Genomic DNA, 22,743 nt, shown 5'->3' on the forward strand with positions numbered 1-22,743 from the left:
TCGATGACGCAGATGCAGCACAATCACCGACCATGACGCTCACTGAACTTCGCTATATCGTTGCCGTGGCTCGCGAACGGCACTTTGGTCGCGCAGCCGAGGCCTGCTTTGTTTCCCAGCCGACGCTGTCTGTGGCGGTGAAAAAGCTGGAGGAAGAGTTGGATGTCAAGCTCTTCGAGCGAGGCAGCAACGAGATCAGCGTGACACCGTTGGGTGAGGAGATCGTGCGTCAGGCGCAGGCCGTGCTGGAGCAGGCGCAAGCCATCAAGGAGATCGCCAAGCGGGGCAAGGATCCGTTGGCAGGAGCGCTGAGGCTGGGGGTGATCTACACCATCGGCCCTTATCTCTTGCCGGACCTGGTGCGTTCGGCAATTGCCACCGTGCCGCAAATGCCCTTGATGCTGCAAGAGAACTTCACCGTGAAGTTGCTGGACATGCTGCGCTCGGGTGAGCTGGATTGCGCCATTCTGGCGGAGCCCTTCCCTGAGACCAATCTGGCTGTGGCGCCGCTGTACGATGAGCCATTCATGGTGGCGGTACCTCGCTCACACCCTTTGGCTCAGCGTGAGCGCATCCATGCCGAAGAACTCAAGCGCGAGACCATGCTGCTGCTGGGATCCGGGCATTGCTTCCGCGATCATGTGCTGGAGGTGTGCCCGGAGTTCGCTCGTTTTTCGAGTGACACGGAGGGCATCCGCAAGAGCTTTGAAGGCTCTTCGCTGGAAACCATCAAGCACATGGTGGCTGCGGGCATGGGGGTGACGGTGGTGCCCCGCTTGTCGGTCCCTGCGGAGCCCAACCCGCATGTGGTCTACATTCCTTTTGATGAGCCCGCCCCGACCCGACGGGTGGTGCTGGCCTGGCGACGTAGCTTCACGCGCTATGAAGCCATTGCCGCCTTGCGCAACGCAATTTACGCTTGCCCGCTGGTGGGTGTGTCGCGGTCAACGGACTGATCGGGTTCTGCCGACGGTGCGGTGGGCTCAAAGCAGTCCACCACCGTGAAATACAGCGAGGCATAAAACGCGGATGCCAGCCACATCCCCGCCACGATGGTGACAACGTTCGCCACCCACGCCACCGGGATCAGGGTGACCAGAGCCTGGGTCAGCAGCCCCAGCAGGATCACTGACACGCCCCACGACAGTCCGTATACGACGAACGCGCCCAGGTTGCGCCAGCAGGCAATCCCACTGAAAAACAGGGATTTGCCCACGGGCAGTCCAGCCCAGAGGATCAGCGCAGGGGCATGCCAAAACAGCAGCGACACGGGAATGGTCAACAGGCCCCGGATGGTGATGTCTTGCTGAACCATCGGGTTGTTGATGACATCAGTCACGTCTTTGGCTGCGTCGAACACGTCTGCCAGTGCTTCAGGGTCGGGGCCCACAAACTGGGCAAATTGCATGATCAGCAGAGTGGCCATGACATAAAAGCCACCCAACTGTGCCAAGGTGCGGCGGGGCGCATCCGGGCCTCGAAAGGCCTCAAACAAGACGATGGGGCTGACACGCATGCCTTGCAGGACCCGACGTGTGGCCAGCATGAATCCCAACCACATGGCCGGCATGCCGCCCACTACGATGAGCGGGCCCACCACTGGCAGTCCGATCAGCACCATGGCCAACGACAGCGAGAGACCGAGCAAACTCACGAACGTCAGCGGTTGATGCCGGCTGACGATCAATCCCTGACGGAACCATGCAAAGCCCTGAGCAGGCTTGACGAGTTTGAGCTTCATGCTGCGTGCCCAGAGCGGGTGTATGCCCAGGGCACTTGGCGGCGCAACGTCAGCACACGCTCGAAGTGTGTGGGGTCGTGCGGCTTCAGCATGGCGGCATCACGCGGCAGGTAGAAATCCCACAAACGCGAGGTCCAGAAGCGCAGGGCGGCTGCGCGCAACATGGCTGGCAACAAGGCCAGTTCGTCATCGGTCAGTGTGCGCTGGGCGTCGTACGCTGCCACGAAGGCCTGCGCGCGCGCCACATCCAGTGCGCCGGTGTTGAGGTCGATGCACCAGTCGTTGAGGCATACGGCGATGTCAAACGCAAAGGTGTCGCAACCCGCGAAGTAGAAGTCGAAGAAGCCCGACAGTTGGGGGCCGTCGAACATCACGTTGTCGCGAAACAGGTCGGCGTGGATGGGGCCTTGGGGCAGCGCGCGGTAAGCCTCGTCTTGTGCCAGGCTTTGCTGGAACGCCAACTCGGATTGAATCAGTTCAGTTTGCTCGGCATTCAGGTAGGGCAGCACCACGGGGATGGTGTCGGTCCACCAGGTCAGGCCGCGCAGATTGGGCTGCTGGGCCGCGTAGTCCTGACCTGCAGCATGCATGCGCGCGAGCATGGCACCGACTTGCTCGCAGTCCGCCACCTGCGGGCTCATCTGGTTGCGCCCCTTCAGGCGGGTGACCACGGCAGCCGGCTTGCCTTTGAGGCTGTGCAGGATCTCGCCTTGCGCATTGGCCTGAGGTGCGGGCACTGGAATGCCGCGAGCAGCCAGGTGGTGCATCAGGTTCAAATAAAAGGGCAATTGTTCGAAGCTCAGGCGCTCGAACAGCGTCAGCACGTAGTCGCCACGGTCGGTGCTCACGAAGTAATTGGTGTTCTCGATGCCCGAGGCGCACCCTTGCATCGATTGCAAAGTGCCCAGGTCCAGCGAGGCCATCAGACCAGCAGCTTCGGGCGGGGTTACTTCAGTGAAAACGGCCATGAGACGTATGGAACATTGGGGGTGATTTTCTGCCTGTTGCCCGGGTCTAGGGGAAAGCCCCGACCGTCCGGCGTGCGTCAGGGCGAAGATTCAGCGAAAACCCCCGGGCTGCAGGGGCGCGCAAGCCCGTGATTGTAGAAGTCAGCATGGCAGACTTGATTGCAAATCGAGAAAACCATCACGTTTTTCACGTGATTGGTGTCTGGCAATCTGTACGGAAGAACTGGTTCAGCATCATGAGCATTTCTGCATCGCGCAAGATCTTCGCATCCTTGTCCACCATGGCCCTGGCGGCCTTGTCGCTGACCAGCGTGTCGGCCATGGCGCAGGAGCTGAAGCCTGAGTCGGCCCCCTTGGGGCTCTATGCCGGCGCCACCTTTGGCCTGAGCGCTGCGCAATGGCATTGCGGCTCGTCGTGTGATCGTGTCACCTTCAGTGGCAAGCTGTTTGGCGGCAAGCGCATCACGCCTGGCCTGGCTGCAGAAGTGAACTACATGTTCTTCGGCGGGATGGACCGCGCCAACGATACGGCCCGCACCGCCGAAACCGGTGAGGCTGCCATGCGCCAGAAAGAGCGCGCGGTGACCTTGGGTATCAATTGGGAGGTGGAGCTCAAGCACGGCTTCACCAACCAGTTGCGCGCAGGCTGGGCCTTCACACGCCAGGATCAAAAGATCACCACGGCTGACAACACCGAGGTGCGCAAGATGGTCTATGACTCGGCCCCGTATGTGGGCGCTGGCATTGCGTTCCAGGTCAATCGTGAGGTGAAGCTGTTGTCTGGCTTTGACTACATCATCAATGGTCACGAGAGCCAGTACCTGTTCAGTGTGGGCGCATCGGCCGAGTTCTGATCAGGGTAGGCAAGGCCTCACAAGGCCACACACGGGTCGGATGCTGCATCTGGCCCCACAATCCGGGGCATGAATGCCCCGGTTTCCATTTCTGGCGACGCTGCTGCCGATCGCCCCACGCTGCTCCTGATCGACGGGTCCAGCTATCTGTACCGCGCCTTCCACGCCATGCCCGATCTGCGTGGCCCGCAAGGCGAGCCCACGGGGGCCATGCATGGCATGGTCAACATGCTGAGACGCCTGCGTGACGAGGTGCCTTGCGAGCACGCGGTGTGCGTGTTTGACGCCAAGGGCCCGACCTTCCGCGACGAGTGGTACCCCGAGTACAAGGCCCATCGCCCGCCGATGCCCGATGACCTGCGCACGCAGATCGAGCCCATCCATGAAGTGGTGAAGCTGCTGGGCTGGCCTGTGCTGGAGGTGCCCGGGATCGAGGCCGACGATGCCATCGGCACGCTGGCGCGGGTGGCTGAGGCGTCGGGTCACCGCGTGGTGGTGTCCACGGGCGACAAGGACATGGCACAACTCGTGACCGAGCATGTCACTTTGGTCAACACCATGACCAATGAGCGACTGGACATCGAAGGGGTGACGACCAAGTTTGGTGTGCCGCCCGAGCGCATCATTGATTACCTGACGCTCATCGGGGATGCCGTGGACAACGTACCCGGCGTCGAAAAGGTTGGGCCGAAGACGGCAGTGAAGTGGCTCTCCGAGCATGGTTCGCTGGATGGCGTCATGGCGTCGGCTGGTGCGATCAAGGGCGTGGCCGGAGAGAACCTGCGCAAGGCGTTGGACTGGCTGCCGCAAGGCCGTCGCCTGATCACCATTCGCACCGATTGCGACCTGCGCGGGCATGTGACCGCTTGGCCTGCACTGGATGCACTGGCCTTGCGCGCACCGGACACGGTGGCGCTGCTCGATTTCTACACGCGGTTTGGTTTCCGGTCTGAGGCGGCACGCTTGCGTGGTGGCGCGGCACCTGCCGCAGCGCCCCAAGCTGCGACAGGACAGACCGACGATCTGTTCGGTGGGCCGGATGCTGCGCCCGTGGTGCCAGCTGTGACCGAAACCCATTACGACACGGTGCTGGACTGGGCCACCTTCGACCGCTGGTTGGCGCGCCTGGACGCGGCCGCGTTGGTCGCGTTTGACACCGAGACCGACTCGCTGGATGCGATGCAGGCACGCATCGTGGGGTTGTCGTTCAGCGACAAGGTGGGCGAAGCATGCTACATCCCGCTGCGCCACGAAGGCATGGAGACGCCTGCGCAGTTGCCGCTCGGCGAGGTGCTCGACAAGCTGCGTCCCTGGCTGGAAGACGCCAGCCAGGCCAAGGTGGGGCAACACATCAAGTACGACACGCACGTGCTGGCCAACCATGGCATCACATTGCGGGGCTATGCCCACGACACCATGCTCGAAAGCTATGTGTTGGAGGCGCATCGCAAGCACAACCTCGGTGATCTGGCACAGCGCACGGTGCAGCGCAGTGGCCTGAGCTATGAAGATGTGGCGGGCAAAGGTGCGCAGCAAATTCCGTTTGCGCAAGTGCCCGTGGACAAGGCCGCGCGGTACTCGTGCGAAGACAGCGACCTTACCCTGCATGTGCACCAGGTGTTGTGGCCACGTCTGCAAGCTGAACCGGGTTTGCTGGACATTTACCAACGCTTTGAGATGCCTACCTCGCGCGTGCTGCAGCGCATCGAGCGCAATGGCGTGCTGATTGACAAGGCCTTGCTGCAACAGCAAAGCCATGAGCTGGGGCAGCGCATCATGGCGCTGGAAAAAGAGGCCCACGAACTGGCCGGTCAGCCGTTCAACCTCGGTTCACCCAAGCAGATTGGCGACATCCTGTTCAATCAGCAGAAGCTGCCAGTCATCAAGAAGACGGCCACCGGGGCGCCTTCGACCAATGAAGAGGTGCTGGAAAAGCTGGCGGAGGACTATCCGCTGCCGGCTCGCATCCTCGAATACCGGGGCATGGCCAAGCTCAAGTCCACGTACACGGACAAGCTGCCCTTGATGATCAACCCGGCCACAGGACGTGTGCACACCAACTATGCGCAGGCGGTGGCAGTGACCGGGCGTTTGTCGAGCAATGACCCGAACCTGCAAAACATCCCGGTGCGCACGGCCGAAGGTCGTCGCATCCGCGAGGCCTTCATTGCGCCACCCGGCCATGTGATCGTCAGCGCCGATTATTCGCAGATCGAGCTGCGCATCATGGCGCACATCTCGCAAGACGAGAACCTGCTGCGGGCCTTTGCCGAAGGGCTGGATGTGCACCGCGCGACCGCCAGCGAAATCTTTGGCGTGTCACCCGATGAAGTCAGCAGCGAGCAGCGCCGCTATGCCAAGGTCATCAACTTCGGGTTGATTTACGGCATGAGCGCGTTTGGCCTGGCGTCCAACCTGGGCATTGAGCGCAGTGCGGCAGCGGCTTACATCGACCGCTACTTCATGCGCTATCCCGGCGTGAAGCGCTACATGGACGAGACGCGTGCGCAAGCCAAGGCTCAGGGCTATGTGGAAACGGTATTTGGCCGCCGCCTGTGGCTGCCGGAAATCAACAGCCCCAATGGCCCCAGCCGGGCCGGTGCCGAGCGTGCGGCCATCAATGCGCCCATGCAGGGCACAGCCGCCGATCTGATCAAGCTGTCGATGGTGGCGGTGCAGGATGCGCTGGATGCGCAAGGCAAGTCCACCTTGATGATCATGCAGGTGCACGACGAACTGGTGTTCGAGGTGCCCGAGGCCGAGCGTGACTGGGTCAAAACCGAGGTGCCGCGCCTGATGGCTTCGGTGGCGCAACTGCGTGTGCCGCTGGTGGCCGAGGTGGGGGAAGGTCCTAACTGGGAAGCGGCGCACTGACACAGAACTGTCATCATTCTGTCGCCCTCGACGTTCTAAACTGAAAGCGCCGCGCTATTTCCTTGCTGGAATCGCGGCGCTGTCCGTTTCTACAAGAACAGGGTGTCATCAGGTGTCAGTTCCCGCGCGCGTGCAGTTGTTGAGTCGCGAACAAGCCATTCTGGAATTCAACCGTCGAGTGCTGGCTCAAGCCCGGCGAGAAGATGTGCCGCTGCTGGAGCGGCTTCGCTATATCTGCATCGTGTCGTCCAACCTCGACGAGTTCTTCGAGGTGCGGTATGCCGATGTGCTGGAAGCCTCGCGCGTGCGAGGTACCGGGATCGATCGTTCTTACCTCGAAGCCGTGGCCAAGGCCTCGCACGAACTGGTCGAAGAGCAATACACCATCCTCAATGAGGAGGTGGCACCTGCATTGCGCCAGGCTGGCATCCAGATCCTCAACCATGCGGATCGCACTGCGGCCCAGCGCGAGTGGGTCGCGGGGTTCTTTCGCCGGCAGGTGCAACCGCTGTTGGTGCCCATCGGGCTGGACCCGTCGCATCCTTTTCCGCAGGTGGCCAACAAGACACTCAACTTTGTCGTGAAGTTGGGCGGGCGAGATGCCTTTGGGCGCGACAACGACATCGCGATCGTGCGCATTCCCCGCGTGTTGCCGCGGGTCATCAAGTTGCCAGCACACGTGGTCGAGCCGGGGCAGCAAGCCTTTGTGTTGTTGTCGAGCGTGATCCGTGCTCATCTGGATGAGTTGTTCCCGGGACGCGAGATTTTGTCGTTCTCGCAGTTCCGCCTGACACGCGATTCGGATCTGGATGTGGATGAGGACGACGTGGCCGATCTGCGCGAAGCCCTGCGCTCCAAGATGAGTACCCGTCAGTTTGGGCAAGCCATTCGTCTGGAGGTGGTGCGTAGTTGCCACGAAGACCTGTCCAACTTCCTGCTGGAACAGTTCAGCCTGCCGCGCCAGGCCTTGTTTGAGGTGAATGGCCCTGTCAACCTGGTGCGCCTGACGCAGCTTATCGATCAGGCCGAAGGCGATCACTTGCGTTTCCCGGCCTATCAGGCAGGGTGGCCGGAAAGCCTGCCACAGTCGGGCAGCATGTTCGAGCACTTGCGGCATCACGACTGCCTCTTGCACCACCCCTTCGAGTCGTTTGATGCTGTCGTGGCCTTCCTGCGTGAGGCGGTGAACGATCCCAACGTGCTGGCCATCAAGCAGACCATTTACCGAACGGGCAGTGAGTCCGTTTTGATGGAGTTGCTGCTGGAGGCTGTTCGGCGCGGCAAGGAGGTGCTGGCCGTGGTGGAGTTGAAGGCGCGCTTCGACGAAGAGGCCAACATCAACTGGGCCGAACGCCTCGAGGCCGTGGGGGCCCAGGTGGTGTACGGCATCGTGGGCATGAAGACCCACGCCAAGATGATGCTGGTCACGCGCCGTGAGGGCGCACGCCTGCGTCGCTATGCGCATTTGTCCACGGGCAACTACAACCCAAAAACTGCACGGCTCTACACTGATGTGGGCTACCTGACAAGCCAGCCGGATCTGACGGCGGATGTGGACCGCGTGTTCCACCAACTGGCCAGCCTGGCGCAGATTCGGTCGTCTCGCCAATTGCTGTTGGCGCCGTACAGCATGCAGCGCCAGATGTTGCGCTTCATCGAGCGTGTGGCTCAATCGGCCAAGGCGGGTCGTCCGGCGCGCATCGTGCTCAAAGTCAACTCCTTGACCGATGAGCCTTTGGTGCGCGCGTTGATCGCAGCAGGCCAGGCGGGTGCGAGCATTGATCTGGTGGTGCGGGGGGCCTGCATCCTGCCGCCGGGTATTCCGGGCCAGACAGAGAACATCCGCGTGCGTTCGGTGGTGGGGCAAATGCTGGAGCACACCCGTGTGCTCTATTTCCGTTGGGGGGAAGGGGATCACGAAGAAGCGTTGTATTTGTCGAGCGCTGACTGGATGAATCGCAACATGACCCGTCGCATTGAAGCCGCTTGGCCCGTGCGGGACGGTGCGCTGCGTCAGCGCGTGATCGACGAGTGCCTGGTGCCGTATTTGCTAGATGGGCGGGATGCTTGGGTGCAAAGCCCCGATGGGCGCTATGAGCGCGTGGCTCAAACGGGCTTGAGTGCCCAGCAAGCCTTGATGGATCGCTACCGCGCAGCGGTGTGAGCCGGCCGGTTGTCATCTGCCTGACGCGCATGAGGGGTACCATCGCCTGGTGCGGCCCAGGCCGCACCGATCGGCCAAGACAGGAGTGAACATGGATTTGATCTTGTGGCGACATGCGCAGGCAGAGGATCTTGCGCTGGACGAGGCACTCAGTGCCGAGCAGGGTGATGTCACCATTCACATTGACCCCGCCAAGGACTTGGCTCGACGCTTGACGAGCAAAGGTGAGCGCCAGGCGGAGCGCATGGCCGAATGGTTGAACCAGCGCCTGCCAGAGGGCACACGCATTCTGGTGAGTCCAGCCCAGCGCACGCAGCAAACCGCCTTGGCTTTGGGGCGCCCGTTCAAAATGGTGAAATCGCTCAATCCATTGGCCAGCGTGGACGACTTGCTGCGTGCCGCCAAGTGGCCAACCGGACGGGAGCCGGTCCTGATCGTTGGGCATCAGCCCATTCTGGGCATGCTGGCTGCCCGACTGTTGACTGGGAATGACTTCGCCCTGTCGATCAAAAAGGGGGCCGTGTGGTGGTTGCGTTCGCGCGTTCGCGATGGCGTGGCACAGGTGACCTTGCACGCGGTACAGGGGCCTGACTTTTTGTAAAGGTCGGCTTTGCAGCGGCGGGCGTGAAAGCAGGCGCGCCAGCGGGGATAATTGGCGCCCTATGAGCGCAACCACGCCTGTCCGTCCTGATCCTGCTGCCTGGCACCACCAGCACACCGTACGTGTGTACTGGGAAGACACCGATGCCGGTGGCATCGTCTTCTACGGCAACTACCTGAAGTTCATGGAGCGCGCCCGCACCGAATGGCTGCGGACGATCGGCTTTGAACAAGAGACCATGCGCAAGGCGGGCGAGGGCATGTTCATCGTGGCCGATACCCAGTTGCGCTACTTGCGTCCGGCCAAACTGGACGATTTGCTGACGGTGTCGGTCACCATCCGCGAGATCGGCCGGGTGTCCGTGGTGTTCGAGCAGACCGTGTGGCGCGGGGACACCTTGTTGACGCAGGGGCAGATCCGCATTGGTTGGGTCGAGCCCCGTGCGGCGGACGCCGCATCACAGACAGATTCGGATCAGGACGCTTTCCGTCCTGGGCGCATTCCTGCGCGCATCCTGGCGCGACTGCCGGCGCCGAAACCCGTTATTGGAGGTTGAGCTTTCATGAACCAAGACTTGTCCATTTTTGCCCTGATCCTGCACGCCAGTCTGGTCGTTCAGATCGTGATGGCGCTGCTGCTGACGGTGTCGGTGGCCAGCTGGAGCGTGATTTTCGGCAAGGTGATTGGTCTCAAGCGCGTGCGGGAGGACAACGAGTCCTTCGACCGGGATTTCTGGGCGGGCCGCACCTTGCAGGAGCTGTATCAGGATGCGACGCGTGGCAGTGGTCCGGTGTCGCCGCAGGAGCGTATTTTTGCGGCGGGTATGCGCGAGTTTCTGAAGCTGCGTGAACGCCGGGTGACCGAAGTTGGCGCCTTGCTGGACGGGGCACGTCGCGCCATGCGCGCCAGCTACCAGCGTGAAATGGACACCATCGAAGCCCGTCTGGACTTCCTGGGCTCGGTGGGTTCGGTGTCTCCGTATATCGGCCTGTTTGGCACGGTCTGGGGGATCATGCACGCCTTCACGGGCTTGTCCAACCTGCAGCAAGTGACGCTGGCCACTGTGGCGCCCGGCATTGCCGAAGCGCTGGTGGCAACGGCCATTGGCTTGTTTGCAGCGATCCCTGCGGTGCTCGCCTACAACCGGTTTGCCCGCGACATCGATCGCATCGCCATCCAGATGGAGTCCTTCATCGAGGAGTTCTCGAACATTCTGGCGCGTAACGCGGCACCGGTGGCTGGGGCACCGGACGTCGGTCGTCAGAACGTGGGGCGCTGATCGTGGCAGAGCTCAATGCACGAGGCGGCGGACGTCGCCGTCGTACCCGCAACGAGATCAACATGGTCCCGTTCATTGACGTCATGCTGGTGCTGCTCATCATCTTCATGGTGAGTGCGCCCTTGTTGCCGACTGGCGTGGTGGACCTGCCGACCGTGGGCAAGGCACGCCAGGCCCCTGAAAAGGTCGTCGAGGTGGTGGTGGAAGAGGGCGACCGGGTTCGATTGCGCATCAACCGTCAGGACGCCGACACCTTGTCCGTGGCCGAGTTGCCCGCCCGTGTCAAAGGCTTGCAGGACGAAGCCGCTGGTGGCGCCAGTGCGGTGCCGGTCATCATCAGCGCGCGCAAGGACGTGCGCTATGATGAGGTTGTGCACATCATGGACGTGCTGCAAAAGGCTGGCGTGGCCCGCGTGGGCTTGTCGGTGCGCACCGGAGGCTGAGGGTGAACGCGTTTGCCACCTCGTCTTTGGGGCCGACGGCGCTGCGTCCGCGTGAAGCGGATGGCTGGCGGGCCGGCTTCATGCTGGCTGTGGGCGCGCACTTGTTGCTGGTGATCGGTCTGGCCTTGGGCGTGCAATGGAAAATGCACGATGAGGCCCCCATTGAGGCCGAGGTGTGGTCGGAGATTCCGGAGGTCGCGGCCCCGCCTTTGGCGCCACCTCCCCCCGCAGAACCCGAGGTGCTGCCGCAGCCCGAGCCCGAGACCGAGACGGTGAAAGCCCCTGAACCCGAGCCGGAGCCCGAAGTGGTGCCGGAGGTGGTAGTGGCCAAGGCGCAGCCCAAGAAGGAAGAGCCCAAGAAAAAGGTGAAGGAGCCGCGCGAGGTGTTCGAGACCGCGCCGCCAAAAGTGAAGGCCAAGCCCGAGCCCAAGGAAGAAAAAAAGAAAGACGAGAAGAAGCCTGAGAAGCCGCCTGAAAAGGCCGTGGCCAAGCAGGCGCCTGTGCCTTCCAAGGTGACCTCACCCGATGGCGCCGGCATGTCGGCGGTGGAGCGCGAGGCCCTTCGTAAGGCCAATCTGCAGCGCATGATGGCCGATCTGGGCGGGCAGGGTAGTCTGGGGACATCGTCCCGTTCTGCTGGCCCCTCCGCGGCCTACGGTGCCCGCATCCGTGCTCGCATCAAACCCAACATTGTCTTCACGGATAACGTCAATGGCAATCCGCTGGCGGTGGTGGAGGTGCGGTGCGCGCCTGATGGCCGGATCATGTCGATCAAGTTGCTGACCTCTTCCGGGGTGCCCTCTTGGGATGAAGCTGTGCAAAGAGCGGTTGATCGAACTGCCGTGCTGCCCGCCGAGGATGGGCGCGTGCCACCTGTGATGCAGTTGGAATTCAGACCCAAGGATTTCTGAGGCTGCTCACCGTGCTGTGAGCTGCTCAGTTGAACAACTCGGTCTGCTCGCAGTCGTGCTGCTCGCCCAGATATTGGGCGGCCAGACGGGCCTCGTCCAGCAAGACGGCCAGCGGGGGCAGTTGGTGATTCCAGTCGATCAGGGTCGGGACGGCGCCCAAGTGCTCCAGCGCCTCTTCGTAAAGTGACCAAGCGGTCGGTGTCAGGCGCTGGTTGCGTTCCGGGGTGATGTCTTCACCCGGCTCAGCGGGCCACAAGAACCCGCCCAGACGCACTTCGCCCACGAGGGACGGCGGCAGTCCCCAGATCAAGTCGAGGGCCTCGGCACGGGCCATGCCCAGTGCGCGCAAGGTGTCGGCGTGCCCCGATGCCAAGGTCCAGCCTTGCTGACGGGCGCGGTTGAGGCCTTGCACCAGCAGGGCGTGCAGGTCGAGTTGCAATTGGCACCCACTGCGCTGGCACAGATGCACCAGGATCTCCGCCTGATCCGCAGGGGCCCAGCCGGCATGCCAGACGGGTGATGCGTCCAGCAAGATGGGCTGTTGCAAACGCTGACGCAAATCGGACAGCTGGGTCAATACCGGCTGCCAAGCCAGATCTGGGGGGTGGCAGATGCAAGTGGCATCCAGGGCCACCGTCACACGTTCCACGTCAATGGCAGCCAGCTGTTCCTGGAGCTTGTCCAGTTGCGCAGATGCCGGGCCATGGGCTGTGCCGATGGTGAGCCAGTCGGCCTGCAAGTGAACAGGGTAAAGCTGAGACAGCGGTTCGACCCACAACTCGGAGGTGTCGGCCACGGACACAAATGCGAGCGGCGAGGCCGAGGCCAGCATCGCCGGTGCGTGAGGCGACTGAACACAGATGCCAATGGGCGTCTGTGTTGATGGGCGGCGGGGGGCTCGGCGGTGCGGCATGGTGAGAGTCATTGTGCCGACCTGCGGGATGTCGCGTCCACGCAATAAGGCGGCTTTGAGGCCCCAATTGCTTGATCGGAAGCGCAACCCCTGACTTAATATGATCCTGCAGTCGCAGGGTGTTGGCGCCCTGTCGTTTGACCCTGCGCACCAATCACACCATGGATACTGTTCCGATCCCACTCGAATCCCTGGGCGATGCCTGGCCTAAGTTGAGCCTGACACAACCTGAGCCAGTTGGCGATGCGGGTGAGACGTCGACGGACGAGGCCTTGGACGGTGGCGGATACCGGTGGCCCACACCCCCCTACGCGTGTTACCCGAAGGCTTCGCCGCAGCGTGAGCATGAGGCGTGTGAGATCGTCGGCTTGAATGGCCGGGTCATGGTGGGGCGATTGAACTTCTTCGTGCCCGAAGAACAGGTTGCGTACGTGCAGGTACCACCCGCGCGCACGACCATGACCCTGCGCTTCAATCAGTTTCGCAGCCTGCTGCTGACACGGCCCATCAAGCCGGTGTTGCATGAAGCGCTGGATGAGGTGCATGCCGAGACGCTGGCCCAGCGCCCGGTCACCGACTATCGGGTGGATTTGCACAGCGGCGAGGTGTTGACGGGGCAAACCATCGGCCATGTGTCCACTGACATGGGGCTGTTTTTGTTTCCGCCGGTGGGCTCAGATGGCGATGTGATGCGTCTGTTCGTGGCGCATGACGCCATGCGCAGTGTGGAGTTTGGTCCGCTGATCGGGCAGGCGCTCATCGACAGCAAGGCGGTCACAGCCGAGCAGGTGAGCCAGGCCGTTGAAAAGCAAAGCAGTCTGCGCAGTCAGAAGCTTGGCGATATCTTGCTGACGCAGCAGGTGGTGGATCCTGCACAGTTGCTGGTCGCGATTGAGCAGCAAAGCAAAATGCCCATGGTGCGCATTGGCGAGGCTTTGCTGGCCATGAACCTGATCAGCGAAGATCAGTTGCAGCAGGCTTTGGATCAACAGAAGAAGGATCGCTCTTTGCCGCTGGGCGAGTTGCTGATCACGATGGGCCTGGTGTCCCGTCAGGACTTGTTGACCGCGTTGGCACGCAAAATGGGCTATCCGCTGGTCGACCTGACCCGGTTTCCCATTGATCCGGACGCCCTGACGAAGCTGCCATTTGTCGTGGCGTCACGCCTGATGGTGGTGCCGCTCTTGTCACGTGATGGCACCCTGATCGTCGCCATTGATGACCCCAGCAAACGCCTGGTGTTGTCCGAAATCGAGTTCGTGACGCAATGTCGCATCGTGCCGGTCCTGGCGCAACACAGCCAGATCGAGTGGACGATCAAGGATGCCTACGCCAAGATTGGTGCGGATGTGTCCTCGATGACGGTCAGCTCGGATGTTGACTCTGGCATGTTCGAGTTTGATGCGCTGACTTCTGGCAAGTTGGTGGAGGATTTGGAGCGTGCTGGTGACAGTGACGGAGACGACGACAAGCCAATCGAGCAGAGCGACAACTCGCTGGTTCGCCTGATCAACTCCATGATTGTCGAAGCGCACAACCAAGGCGTCTCCGACATCCACATCGAGAGCTATCCCGGCCGGGAAAAGATCAAGATCCGCTTCCGCAAGGATGGCGTGCTGGTGCCTTATCTGGAGTTGCCGCACAACTACCGTGCGGCCATGATCGCGCGCATCAAGATCATGTGCGATCTGGACATCTCCGAGAAGCGCAAGCCGCAGGACGGCAAGATCAACTTCGCGCGCTTTGTGCCGCAGTACCGCATCGAATTGCGGGTGGCAACCATCCCGACCAATAATGGTCTGGAAGACGTGGTCATGCGGATTCTGAGTTCGGCCAAGCCTTTGCCGCTGGACAAGATCGGCCTGAGTCCAACCAACCTGAGCCGCCTCAAGGAGGCCATGGAGCGCCCCTACGGCATGGTGCTGTGCGTCGGGCCCACGGGCTCGGGTAAGACGACCACCCTGCATTCGGCGCTCAGCTTCATCAACGTGCCCGAGCGGAAGATCTGGACGGCAGAAGACCCGGTTGAAATCACCCAGCCGGGTCTGCGTCAGGTGCAGGTGAACCCGAAGATTGACTGGACCTTTGCCAAGGCCTTGCGGGCCTTCCTGCGTGCCGACCCTGACGTCATCATGGTGGGTGAAATGCGGGACACGGAAACGGCCAGCATGGGCGTCGAGGCCTCGCTGACGGGGCACTTGGTGCTGTCAACCCTGCACACCAATTCGGCGCCGGAAACGGTGACCCGCCTGCTCGACATGGGCATGGACCCGTTCAACTTCGCCGACTCTTTGCTGGTGGTGCTGGCGCAGCGTCTGGTGCGCCGGCTGTGTCCCGCCTGTCGGGTGGCTGAGCCTGCCAGTGAAGAACTGGTTCAAGAGCTGTTGTATGACTACTTGCAGGTGTTTGCGAAGGCCGGCATCGATCAGGATCCAGCGACTTTGCGTGCGCAGTGGGTGGCCCGGTTTGGGCAGGATGGCAAGCTGATGCATTACCACAGCCCGGGTTGCCCGCAATGCAGTCAGACCGGGCTGAAAGGACGTGCCGGTATCCATGAGCTGATGTCGGTGAGCCGTGACATCCGTCGATTGATTCAGACGGGTGCGCGCGCGGAAGAGCTGCAAAAGCAGGCGCTGCTGGAGGGCATGCGAACACTGCGACAGGACGGTCTGGAGAAAGTCTTGGCGGGTGTGACCAGTCTGGAAGAGGTGCGCGCAACCAGCAATGGTTGATTGGTGTATTTGTTCTCGGCACGCAGACTCAAAAAGGTGCAAGATAGTCAGCATGGAATGCGCTGATCGGGGCTGAAGTTCGCGTTTATCCGAGCTTGCAAGTGCCCTGGTTTGCAGGATCTTTGGTGTTGTGGCGATGCTTGCAAGGTCGCGCCGGGTCACCAGCAGTTTTCTCCGGCGGGATCGCTTGGCATCGATGGCGTAGGTCGATGACTCGGAGGTCTGCATGGACGTGATCAGTCACTTCGCCGCTCGCTACGAGCGCACCCGTGAAGAGGAGTACTCGCTAGAGGAATACCTCGATCTGTGCAAGCGAGACAAGATGGCCTATGCCACGGCCGCAGAGCGCATGCTGCAGGCCATTGGCGAGCCGCAGATGGTGGATACCCGGCATGACACCCGGTTGTCGCGCATCTTTACCAACAAGGTCATCAAGCGCTACCCGGCGTTTGAAGAGTTCTATGGCATGGAGGACGCGATTGAGCAGGTCGTGTCTTACTTCCGGCATGCGGCGCAGGGGCTGGAAGAGAAGAAGCAGATTTTGTATCTGCTGGGGCCGGTCGGCGGGGGTAAATCGTCCATTGCGGAGCGCCTCAAGCAGCTGGCCGAAAGGGTGCCGTTCTATGCCTTGAAGGGCTCGCCCGTGAACGAGACGCCGCTGGGCCTGTTTGACGCCACGGAGGATGGCCCGATCCTGGAGAAGGAATACGGCATTCCCAAGCGTTATCTGCGGCGGGTGCTCAGCCCCTGGGCCGTCAAGCGCCTGGAAGAGTACGGCGGTGACATCCGACGTTTCAGGGTGGTCAAGCGCTATCCGAGTGTGCTCAAGCAAATCGGGATTGCCAAGACCGAACCGGGCGACGAAAACAATCAGGATATTTCGAGCTTGGTGGGCAAGGTTGACATCCGCAAGCTGGAGGCCTACGCCCAGGACGACCCTGATGCCTACAGCTATTCGGGCGGGCTGTGTCTGGCCAATCAGGGCCTGCTGGAGTTTGTCGAGATGTTCAAGGCGCCGATCAAGGTGCTGCACCCATTACTGACGGCAACCCAGGAGGGCAACTTCAAAGGCACCGAGGGCTTCGGGGCCATTCCGTTTGATGGGGTGGTGCTGGCGCACAGCAACGAGAGTGAATGGAAGGCGTTCCGCAACAACAAGAATAACGAAGCCTTCCTGGATCGCATCTACATCGTCAAGGTGCCGTACTGCCTGCGGGTCAGTGAAGAGATCAAGATTTACGAGAAGCTCATTCGCGGGTCCTCGCTGGCGCAAGCGCCTTGCGCGCCCGGGACGCTGAAGATGATGAGCCAGTTCGCCATCCTGACGCGCTTGAAAGAGCCCGAGAACTCCAGCATTTTCAGCAAGATGCAGGTGTATGACGGTGAAAACCTTAAAGACACCGACCCCAAGGCCAAGTCCATTCAGGAGTATCGGGACTACGCCGGGGTGGATGAGGGTATGAGCGGTATCTCGACGCGCTTTGCGTTCAAGATCATTTCCAAGGTGTTCAATTTTGATCCGGCGGAGGTGGCGGCCAACCCGGTTCATCTGATGTACGTGCTGGAGCAGCAGATCGAGCGCGAGCAGTTTCCTGCCGAAACGGAGCAGAAGTACATCTCGTACATCAAAGAGATGCTGGCGCCGCGCTACGCCGAGTTCATCGGCAAGGAGATTCAGACTGCCTATCTGGAGAGTTATTCCGAATACGGCCAGAACATCTTTGACCGGTATGTGACGTATGCCGATTACTGGATTCAGGATCAGGAATACCGCGACACCGACACGGGTGAGAACTTTGATCGTGCGGCGCTGAATGCCGAGCTGGAAAAGATCGAAAAGCCCGCCGGCATTGCCAACCCCAAGGACTTCCGCAACGAGATTGTCAATTTCGTCTTGCGTGCACGGGCCAACAACGGTGGCAACAATCCCTTGTGGACCAGCTATGAGAAGTTGCGGACGGTGATCGAGAAGAAGATGTTCAGCAACACCGAAGAGCTGTTGCCGGTCATCAGCTTCAATGCCAAGGCCAGCGCAGACGAGGCCAAGAAGCACGAGGATTTTGTCAATCGCATGGTGGATAAGGGCTACACCGCCAAGCAGGTGCGCTTGCTGTGCGAGTGGTACTTGCGCGTGCGCAAATCGTCTTGATTTCCTGAGGCTTTCTGACGCTTCGCAGAAGGGGCGCCATGATGCGGCAACACATCATCGACAGACGACTGGCGGGCAAGAACAAGTCCGTCGGGAATCGAGAGCGCTTCCTGCGTCGCTACAAGACCCAGGTGCGTGAGGCGGTGCAACGCGCCATCAACGGGCGCAGCATTCGGGACCTGGAAAAGGGCGAGGACATCAGCATCCCGAAAAGGGATCTGTCCGAGCCGGTGTTTCAGCATGGGGACGGCGGTTTTCGGGAAGTGGTGCATCCGGGCAATCGGGAATACGTGCGCGGGGACCGCATCGATAAGCCACAAGGCGGTGCGGGGCAGGGGCGTGGGCAGGGTGATGCCAGCGACAGTGGGGAAGGCGAAGATGACTTTGTCTTCACCCTGAGCAAAGAAGAGTTCATGCAGGTTTTCTTCGAAGACTTGGCGTTGCCCAACCTGGTCAAAACGGCCCTGGCTGAGGTGCCTGACTGGAAGAGCCAGCGGGCGGGCTTTTCTAGCGACGGCACGCCCAACAACCTGCACGTGGTGCGATCCATGCGAGGCTCGCTCGGTCGGCGTATTGCGTTGGGTGCCAGTGCCAAACGCGAACTGGCCGAGCTGGAGCAGGAACTGGCTGAATTGGCGGACGAAGAAGCGGCCGGGGCGTCGGCTGCTGAGGGCGGAGATCCTCTGGCAACCGCGCGACGTCTGGATCGCATGTCGCAACTGACTGCGCGAGTGGCGCATTTGAAGGGACGGCTCGCAGCGATTCCCTATCTGGACCCGATTGATCTGCGCTACCGCAGTCGCATCAAGGTGCCGGTGCCCACCACGAAGGCGGTGATGTTTTGCGTGATGGACGTCTCAGGCTCAATGGATGAGCAACGCAAGGAGCTGTCCAAACGGTTCTTCATCTTGCTGTATCTGTTTCTGACACGGCATTACGACAAGATCGAACTGGTGTTCATTCGGCACCATACGCAAGCGCAGGAAGTGAGTGAGCAGGAGTTTTTCCATGCCACCGAGACGGGCGGCACAGTGGTGTCCAGTGCTTTGGTCCTGCTGGATCAGATCATCCAGGCGCGTTACCTCGCCAGTGAATGGAACCTGTATGTGGCGCAGGCCAGCGATGGTGACAACTGGCATCAGGACTCCAGTCGCTGCAGCGAGATCCTGGCGCAGAAGATCCTGCCCTTGGTGCGGTACTACGCCTACGTGCAGGTGGCACAGACCGAACAGAATCTCTGGGACGAGTACCAGGTGCTGGATGAAAAGTACGCGCACTTTGCCATGCGCAAGGTGTTGGATGCCTCGCAGATCTATCCGGTGTTCAGGGAGTTGTTCAAACGGGAAGGTGTGGCAGCATGACCCTGTTGAACCTGCCCAAGCCTTTGCCCGGCCCGTCAGACTGGTCCTTTGAGTTGATCGAGGACTATCACGACGTCATTCGGGCTACGGCCGAACGCTACGGCCTGGACACCTATCCGAATCAGCTGGAGATCATCACCGCAGAGCAGATGATGGATGCCTACGCGAGTGTGGGCATGCCGGTGAACTATCGCCATTGGTCCTATGGCAAAGAGTTCATCGCCACCGAAAAGAACTATCGCCGTGGCTTCATGGGGCTGGCGTACGAAATCGTCATCAATGCCAATCCATGCATCAGCTATCTGATGGAAGAAAACACCATGGCCATGCAGGCACTGGTGATCGCGCATGCAGCGTATGGCCACAACAGCTTTTTCAAAGGCAACTATCTCTTCAGGATGTGGACCGATGCGGGCTCCATCATCGACTACCTCGTTTATGCCAAGAACTACGTGGCCCAGTGTGAGGCGCGGCATGGACTGGACGCGGTGGAGCAGTTGCTGGACTCGTGCCATGCCTTGATGAACCATGGCGTAGACCGCTACCGTCGGCCGGGCAAGTTGTCACTGAACAAGGAGCTGGCTCGCCGAGAAGAGCGTGAGGCTTACTTGCAGCAGCAGGTCAATGACCTGTGGCGCACTTTGCCGCGGCGAGCAGATCGGCCAGAGGAGGAAGTGGTCAAACGGTTTCCGGCCGAGCCGCAGGAAAACCTGTTGTACTTCATCGAGAAGCATGCTCCCTTGCTGGAGCCTTGGCAGCGCGAGATCGTGCGCATCGTGCGCAAGGTGGCGCAGTATTTCTATCCGCAACGGCAGACGCAGGTGATGAATGAAGGCTGGGCCACGTTCTGGCATTACACCCTGCTCAACACCTTGTATGACGATGGCTGGTTGACCGACGGCATCATGATGGAGTGGCTGCAGTCGCACACCAATGTGATTTACCAGCCACCTGTCGGTCATCGGGCTTACAGCGGTCTCAATCCCTACGCGCTGGGCTTTGCGATGTACACCGACTTGCGCCGCATTTGTGAAGCGCCGACCGATGAAGACCGACTCTGGTTTCCGGATTTTGCGGGGTCTGCCGCCGGCACGGACAAGCGTGAGCATGCCTGGTTGAAGACCTTGGACGATGCGATGCGCAACTTCAAGGACGAAAGCTTCATCGGGCAGTTTCTCTCGCCCAAGGTCATGCGCGATTTCCGGTTGTTTGCCATCCGGGATGAGGAGGAGGCTTCGGCGTACGAGGTCAGTGCCATCCACGATGAGCATGGCTACCGGTCTTTACGCGAAGCCTTGTCGCTTCAATATGATTTGGGCTCACGTGAACCTAATATCCAAGTGTGGAGTGTGAACCTTCGGGGTGATCGCTCGCTGACGCTGCGGCACACACGGCACAACGACCGCCCTTTGGGCGATGGCACGCGCGAGGTGCTCAAGCATGTGGCACGTCTATGGGGCTTCCCGGTGCATCTGCACAGCGTGCACGGCGATGGGGAGGTTCGTCAGCAATGGACCGTTGTGCCCAGCGACGCGTTTTGATGCGGCAGTGCGCTGGGTTCAGTGAGGGAGGGATTCGATCAATTGATCGGCGGCGGTTTGCACGGCGCTGCGATCCTGCAGTTCGGTGGCCAAGCCTTCATTGCGCAGGCGGATCAAAGCCTTGCGAGTGAGTGTCACCAGTTGATCTGTGCGCTCCAGTGTCACGACAAAGAAGTGGCGGTGCTCACTGATCCATACCACTCGTGCGGTGGACCAATGGCCGCGTGTCGTGAGCTTGCACCACGTGCCAATTTGCAAGTGGTCGACCCATGCTGCAGCCGAAGCTTCGGCCGCGCTGCTGTCATGATCTTCCAGTCCCATGGGGATGGTCGGGAGATCATCGACACCGGTGTCCAGCGCATCCGAGCGACTGTGAAGCCATTGCGACTCGACATGCTCCTCACGCATCTGCTGAACAATCTCTTCGGGTGTGAGTTCAGGCCGAGGGCGTGGTGGGCTGCGCAGAAAACGACCATGCACGGCCATCAACTGTTCCATCAGTGTGGCGCGGGCGTGCGGTGGCATGTCGATGAGCGCCATGCCCTTGCGCAACGTGGCGGTGAGGTCGGGGAGCAGATCCCGCAGTTGCTGCTTGGCTTCCTGCGAGGTGGGGTGCTGCAGGCTGTCGATCAGCTCATCCACCACATTGACGAGGCATTGGCTTTCGTCCTCACCCAGCTCTTTGCTGGTCATGGCAAGGATCATCACCTCCACCCAGGGACCGCGCAAGAAATCGCCCACTGCCAGTGGCACCGTCCGATCACGGAGCTGGTGCTCTACCTGCTCCTGCAGCAGCGGGCGCAGGGTCTCCTTGTGATCAGCCTCGCGCAGTGTTTCAAGCTCGGCTTCCCGATCTTGGAGCAATTGCGCGTCCTGCTTTTCAATCAGCGCACGTACTTCTTGTCGCGCAAGGTCGTAATCAACGCCGACCGGATTGGGCAAGGCAATCAGCCGGTTGATCAACGGCTGAACGCCAGAGAGGAACTGCTTGAGCGAAACATCGTCTTGCCGGCTGAAGCCGGCAACATACGCCAGCATGTCATTGATCAGCTGCCAGCCAGGGTGATCGCCTCGGCTGAGCAAGCCGGAGTCGTTCACGGCCAACTTGAACAGCGCAGGTTGCAGTTGCCGGACCACGGGCTGCACCGTGGGTTGCGATGCTGTCTGCGCCACCATTTGCTCGAGCAGATGACTGAGGCCGGACAGGGCCTGCAGATCCACTTCATTGGCCTGGCTTGAGGCCAGCAGGGCGGTCAGGGCCGGGTCGGGGCGTTGAGACGGTGATTTGGCGGGGAGTCGGTGCAGCAGGGCATCCAACTGGCCGGGTTGTGTGACGTCGACCTGCTGATTGGGCGCACTGGCTTGCACCATGGCCCGGTAAGCCAGGGGTTGTACACCTTGCTGTTGTACGCGGTGAATCAGCTGGCTGTAGGTTTCTTTGAGTTGCTTGGCCAGCACCTGCCCCGCCACGCGTAGCAACAGTTGCCGGGGTGGGGGGTCCAGATTCAGCACGCGGGCGGCATCACTCAAGGCTTGGGCATAGACCTCTGGACGCAGTGGGTTGGATTCGGCGCGGAGATCTTTTTCACCCAGCACCGCAGCACAACAAGACTGCCACTCGGCCAACTCCCATTCGGCGTCGAGCTTGACCAGTTGCACGATCCGTGAAGTTTCGACCGTGGCTTCGGCCTCGTCGTCGCTGACCAGGCTCAGCTCGCTGATCGAGATTCGGGACGTTGACGTCGGCAGACGCATGTCTCGCGACAGTTGCGACAGTGCTTCAAGAATCTGGTTCTTCAAGCAATGCGCCACCGCTTGGTCAAATGCATTGTGATGAATCTGAAGTGCTTCGGCGACCGTGAAAATCAACCTGCGATCCATGGCCGTGTTCAATTCGGCAGACGAATTGCGCAGCGCCGACAAGGTGCCTTGGCTGATGCGACGAGCAAAGTCCGCCGCCGTGTCAATCACGTGGTCGCATTGCGCTTTCAGCAGTGGTGCGATGTTCGAAGTGGGCACGGCGTATCGAGGGCTTAGACCAAGGCCTTGCAGCCAAGTGTGTTCAGTCTGTCGGATTGTGAAACAGGCAGGGCGCGAACCAAGTGCACATTTACCCGCTTGTTTCAGCCTTTGGGACCCAGTGTGGGGCAAGACACAAGGTGTGAGAAGGGCTTGGCGAACAACGTGTGACATAAGTCACGATGGGTGGTTG

General features: G+C 60.9%; 17 protein-coding genes. 13 read left to right on the forward strand and 4 right to left on the reverse strand.

Annotated features, from left to right (window positions below; genetic code table 11):
- The first annotated feature begins 32 nt into the window (after positions 1–32).
- Entirely contained in the window at positions 33–956 is a 924-nt protein-coding gene (locus ACOYNB_RS05080) for a LysR substrate-binding domain-containing protein (protein ID WP_422838042.1), read from the forward strand.
- Here ACOYNB_RS05080 and ACOYNB_RS05085 read toward each other — a convergent pair.
- On the reverse strand, positions 914–1,741 hold the full coding sequence (locus ACOYNB_RS05085) for a BPSS1780 family membrane protein (protein WP_422838043.1): 828 nt from the start codon (positions 1,739–1,741) through the stop codon (positions 914–916). The genes ACOYNB_RS05080 and ACOYNB_RS05085 overlap by 43 nt on opposite strands.
- Positions 1,738–2,709 carry a homoserine kinase gene (locus tag ACOYNB_RS05090; RefSeq protein ID WP_422838044.1) on the reverse strand — a complete coding sequence of 324 codons (972 nt, stop codon included), beginning with the start codon at positions 2,707–2,709 and terminating at the stop codon, positions 1,738–1,740. The genes ACOYNB_RS05085 and ACOYNB_RS05090 overlap by 4 nt, the downstream gene beginning before the upstream one ends.
- A gap of 236 nt (positions 2,710–2,945) precedes the next feature.
- Here ACOYNB_RS05090 and ACOYNB_RS05095 point away from each other — a divergent pair, with 236 nt between their 5' ends.
- The 8 genes from ACOYNB_RS05095 to ACOYNB_RS05130 all read left to right on the forward strand — a co-directional run bounded on the left by ACOYNB_RS05095 (position 2,946) and on the right by ACOYNB_RS05130 (position 11,835).
- Complete coding sequence (locus ACOYNB_RS05095) at positions 2,946–3,563, forward strand: outer membrane beta-barrel protein (RefSeq protein ID WP_422838045.1); 618 nt, start codon at positions 2,946–2,948, stop codon at positions 3,561–3,563.
- A gap of 69 nt (positions 3,564–3,632) precedes the next feature.
- Entirely contained in the window at positions 3,633–6,437 is a 2,805-nt protein-coding gene (gene polA, locus ACOYNB_RS05100; RefSeq protein ID WP_422838046.1) for a DNA polymerase I, read from the forward strand.
- Positions 6,438–6,549: 112 nt separating this feature from the next.
- Positions 6,550–8,601, forward strand: coding sequence for a polyphosphate kinase 1 (gene ppk1, locus ACOYNB_RS05105; RefSeq protein WP_422838047.1), 2,052 nt, complete (start codon positions 6,550–6,552; stop codon positions 8,599–8,601).
- Positions 8,602–8,692: 91 nt separating this feature from the next.
- A complete protein-coding gene (locus tag ACOYNB_RS05110) occupies positions 8,693–9,202 on the forward strand; it encodes a SixA phosphatase family protein (RefSeq protein ID WP_422838048.1) in 510 nt (169 codons plus the stop codon).
- Positions 9,203–9,263: 61 nt separating this feature from the next.
- Complete coding sequence (ybgC, locus tag ACOYNB_RS05115) at positions 9,264–9,758, forward strand: tol-pal system-associated acyl-CoA thioesterase (RefSeq protein WP_374256098.1); 495 nt, start codon at positions 9,264–9,266, stop codon at positions 9,756–9,758.
- Positions 9,759–9,764: 6 nt separating this feature from the next.
- Positions 9,765–10,481 carry a protein TolQ gene (gene tolQ, locus ACOYNB_RS05120; RefSeq protein ID WP_422838049.1) on the forward strand — a complete coding sequence of 239 codons (717 nt, stop codon included), beginning with the start codon at positions 9,765–9,767 and terminating at the stop codon, positions 10,479–10,481.
- Positions 10,482–10,483: 2 nt separating this feature from the next.
- Positions 10,484–10,924, forward strand: a complete 441-nt coding sequence (locus ACOYNB_RS05125; RefSeq protein WP_422838050.1) for a biopolymer transporter ExbD — start codon at positions 10,484–10,486, stop codon at positions 10,922–10,924.
- Positions 10,925–10,926: 2 nt separating this feature from the next.
- Positions 10,927–11,835, forward strand: coding sequence for an energy transducer TonB (locus ACOYNB_RS05130; protein ID WP_422838051.1), 909 nt, complete (start codon positions 10,927–10,929; stop codon positions 11,833–11,835).
- 25 nt (positions 11,836–11,860) lie between these two features.
- On the opposite strand, the gene ACOYNB_RS05135 is transcribed toward ACOYNB_RS05130, so the two are convergent.
- Positions 11,861–12,760 (reverse strand): DUF692 family multinuclear iron-containing protein, encoded by a 900-nt coding sequence (locus ACOYNB_RS05135; RefSeq protein WP_422838052.1) that lies wholly within the window; start codon positions 12,758–12,760, stop codon positions 11,861–11,863.
- 149 nt (positions 12,761–12,909) lie between these two features.
- Between ACOYNB_RS05135 and ACOYNB_RS05140 the strand changes: the two genes are divergently transcribed.
- The 4 genes from ACOYNB_RS05140 to ACOYNB_RS05155 all read left to right on the forward strand — a co-directional run bounded on the left by ACOYNB_RS05140 (position 12,910) and on the right by ACOYNB_RS05155 (position 20,531).
- The gene (locus ACOYNB_RS05140) at positions 12,910–15,480 is read left to right on the forward strand and encodes an ATPase, T2SS/T4P/T4SS family (protein ID WP_422838053.1); all 2,571 of its coding nucleotides are present in this window, start codon (positions 12,910–12,912) and stop codon (positions 15,478–15,480) included.
- Positions 15,481–15,706: 226 nt separating this feature from the next.
- Positions 15,707–17,629: a PrkA family serine protein kinase gene (locus ACOYNB_RS05145; RefSeq protein ID WP_422838055.1), complete on the forward strand. Its 1,923-nt coding sequence runs from the start codon at positions 15,707–15,709 to the stop codon at positions 17,627–17,629.
- Positions 17,630–17,670: 41 nt separating this feature from the next.
- Positions 17,671–18,990 (forward strand): YeaH/YhbH family protein, encoded by a 1,320-nt coding sequence (locus ACOYNB_RS05150; protein ID WP_422838091.1) that lies wholly within the window; start codon positions 17,671–17,673, stop codon positions 18,988–18,990.
- Positions 18,987–20,531: a SpoVR family protein gene (locus ACOYNB_RS05155; RefSeq protein WP_422838056.1), complete on the forward strand. Its 1,545-nt coding sequence runs from the start codon at positions 18,987–18,989 to the stop codon at positions 20,529–20,531. Before ACOYNB_RS05150 ends, ACOYNB_RS05155 begins: the two co-directional genes overlap by 4 nt.
- Before the next feature lie 18 nt (positions 20,532–20,549).
- Here ACOYNB_RS05155 and ACOYNB_RS05160 read toward each other — a convergent pair whose 3' ends face one another.
- Complete coding sequence (locus ACOYNB_RS05160; RefSeq protein ID WP_422838058.1) at positions 20,550–22,550, reverse strand: DUF1631 family protein; 2,001 nt, start codon at positions 22,548–22,550, stop codon at positions 20,550–20,552.
- Between the last annotated feature and the right edge of the window lie 193 nt (positions 22,551–22,743).

The sequence above is a fragment of the Aquabacterium sp. genome (assembly GCF_049317225.1).
Lineage (GTDB): Bacteria > Pseudomonadota > Gammaproteobacteria > Burkholderiales > Burkholderiaceae_C > Aquabacterium.

Coding starts and splice junctions, on each gene's coding strand:
- ACOYNB_RS05080 (WP_422838042.1), top strand. CDS start 33: ATGACGCTCACTGAACTTCGCTATATCGTTGCCGTGGCTCGCGAACGG.
- ACOYNB_RS05085 (WP_422838043.1), bottom strand. CDS start 1,741: ATGAAGCTCAAACTCGTCAAGCCTGCTCAGGGCTTTGCATGGTTCCGT.
- ACOYNB_RS05090 (WP_422838044.1), bottom strand. CDS start 2,709: ATGGCCGTTTTCACTGAAGTAACCCCGCCCGAAGCTGCTGGTCTGATG.
- ACOYNB_RS05095 (WP_422838045.1), top strand. CDS start 2,946: ATGAGCATTTCTGCATCGCGCAAGATCTTCGCATCCTTGTCCACCATG.
- polA (WP_422838046.1), top strand. CDS start 3,633: ATGAATGCCCCGGTTTCCATTTCTGGCGACGCTGCTGCCGATCGCCCC.
- ACOYNB_RS05110 (WP_422838048.1), top strand. CDS start 8,693: ATGGATTTGATCTTGTGGCGACATGCGCAGGCAGAGGATCTTGCGCTG.
- ybgC (WP_374256098.1), top strand. CDS start 9,264: ATGAGCGCAACCACGCCTGTCCGTCCTGATCCTGCTGCCTGGCACCAC.
- tolQ (WP_422838049.1), top strand. CDS start 9,765: ATGAACCAAGACTTGTCCATTTTTGCCCTGATCCTGCACGCCAGTCTG.
- ACOYNB_RS05135 (WP_422838052.1), bottom strand. CDS start 12,760: ATGACTCTCACCATGCCGCACCGCCGAGCCCCCCGCCGCCCATCAACA.
- ACOYNB_RS05140 (WP_422838053.1), top strand. CDS start 12,910: ATGGATACTGTTCCGATCCCACTCGAATCCCTGGGCGATGCCTGGCCT.
- ACOYNB_RS05145 (WP_422838055.1), top strand. CDS start 15,707: ATGGACGTGATCAGTCACTTCGCCGCTCGCTACGAGCGCACCCGTGAA.
- ACOYNB_RS05150 (WP_422838091.1), top strand. CDS start 17,671: ATGCGGCAACACATCATCGACAGACGACTGGCGGGCAAGAACAAGTCC.
- ACOYNB_RS05155 (WP_422838056.1), top strand. CDS start 18,987: ATGACCCTGTTGAACCTGCCCAAGCCTTTGCCCGGCCCGTCAGACTGG.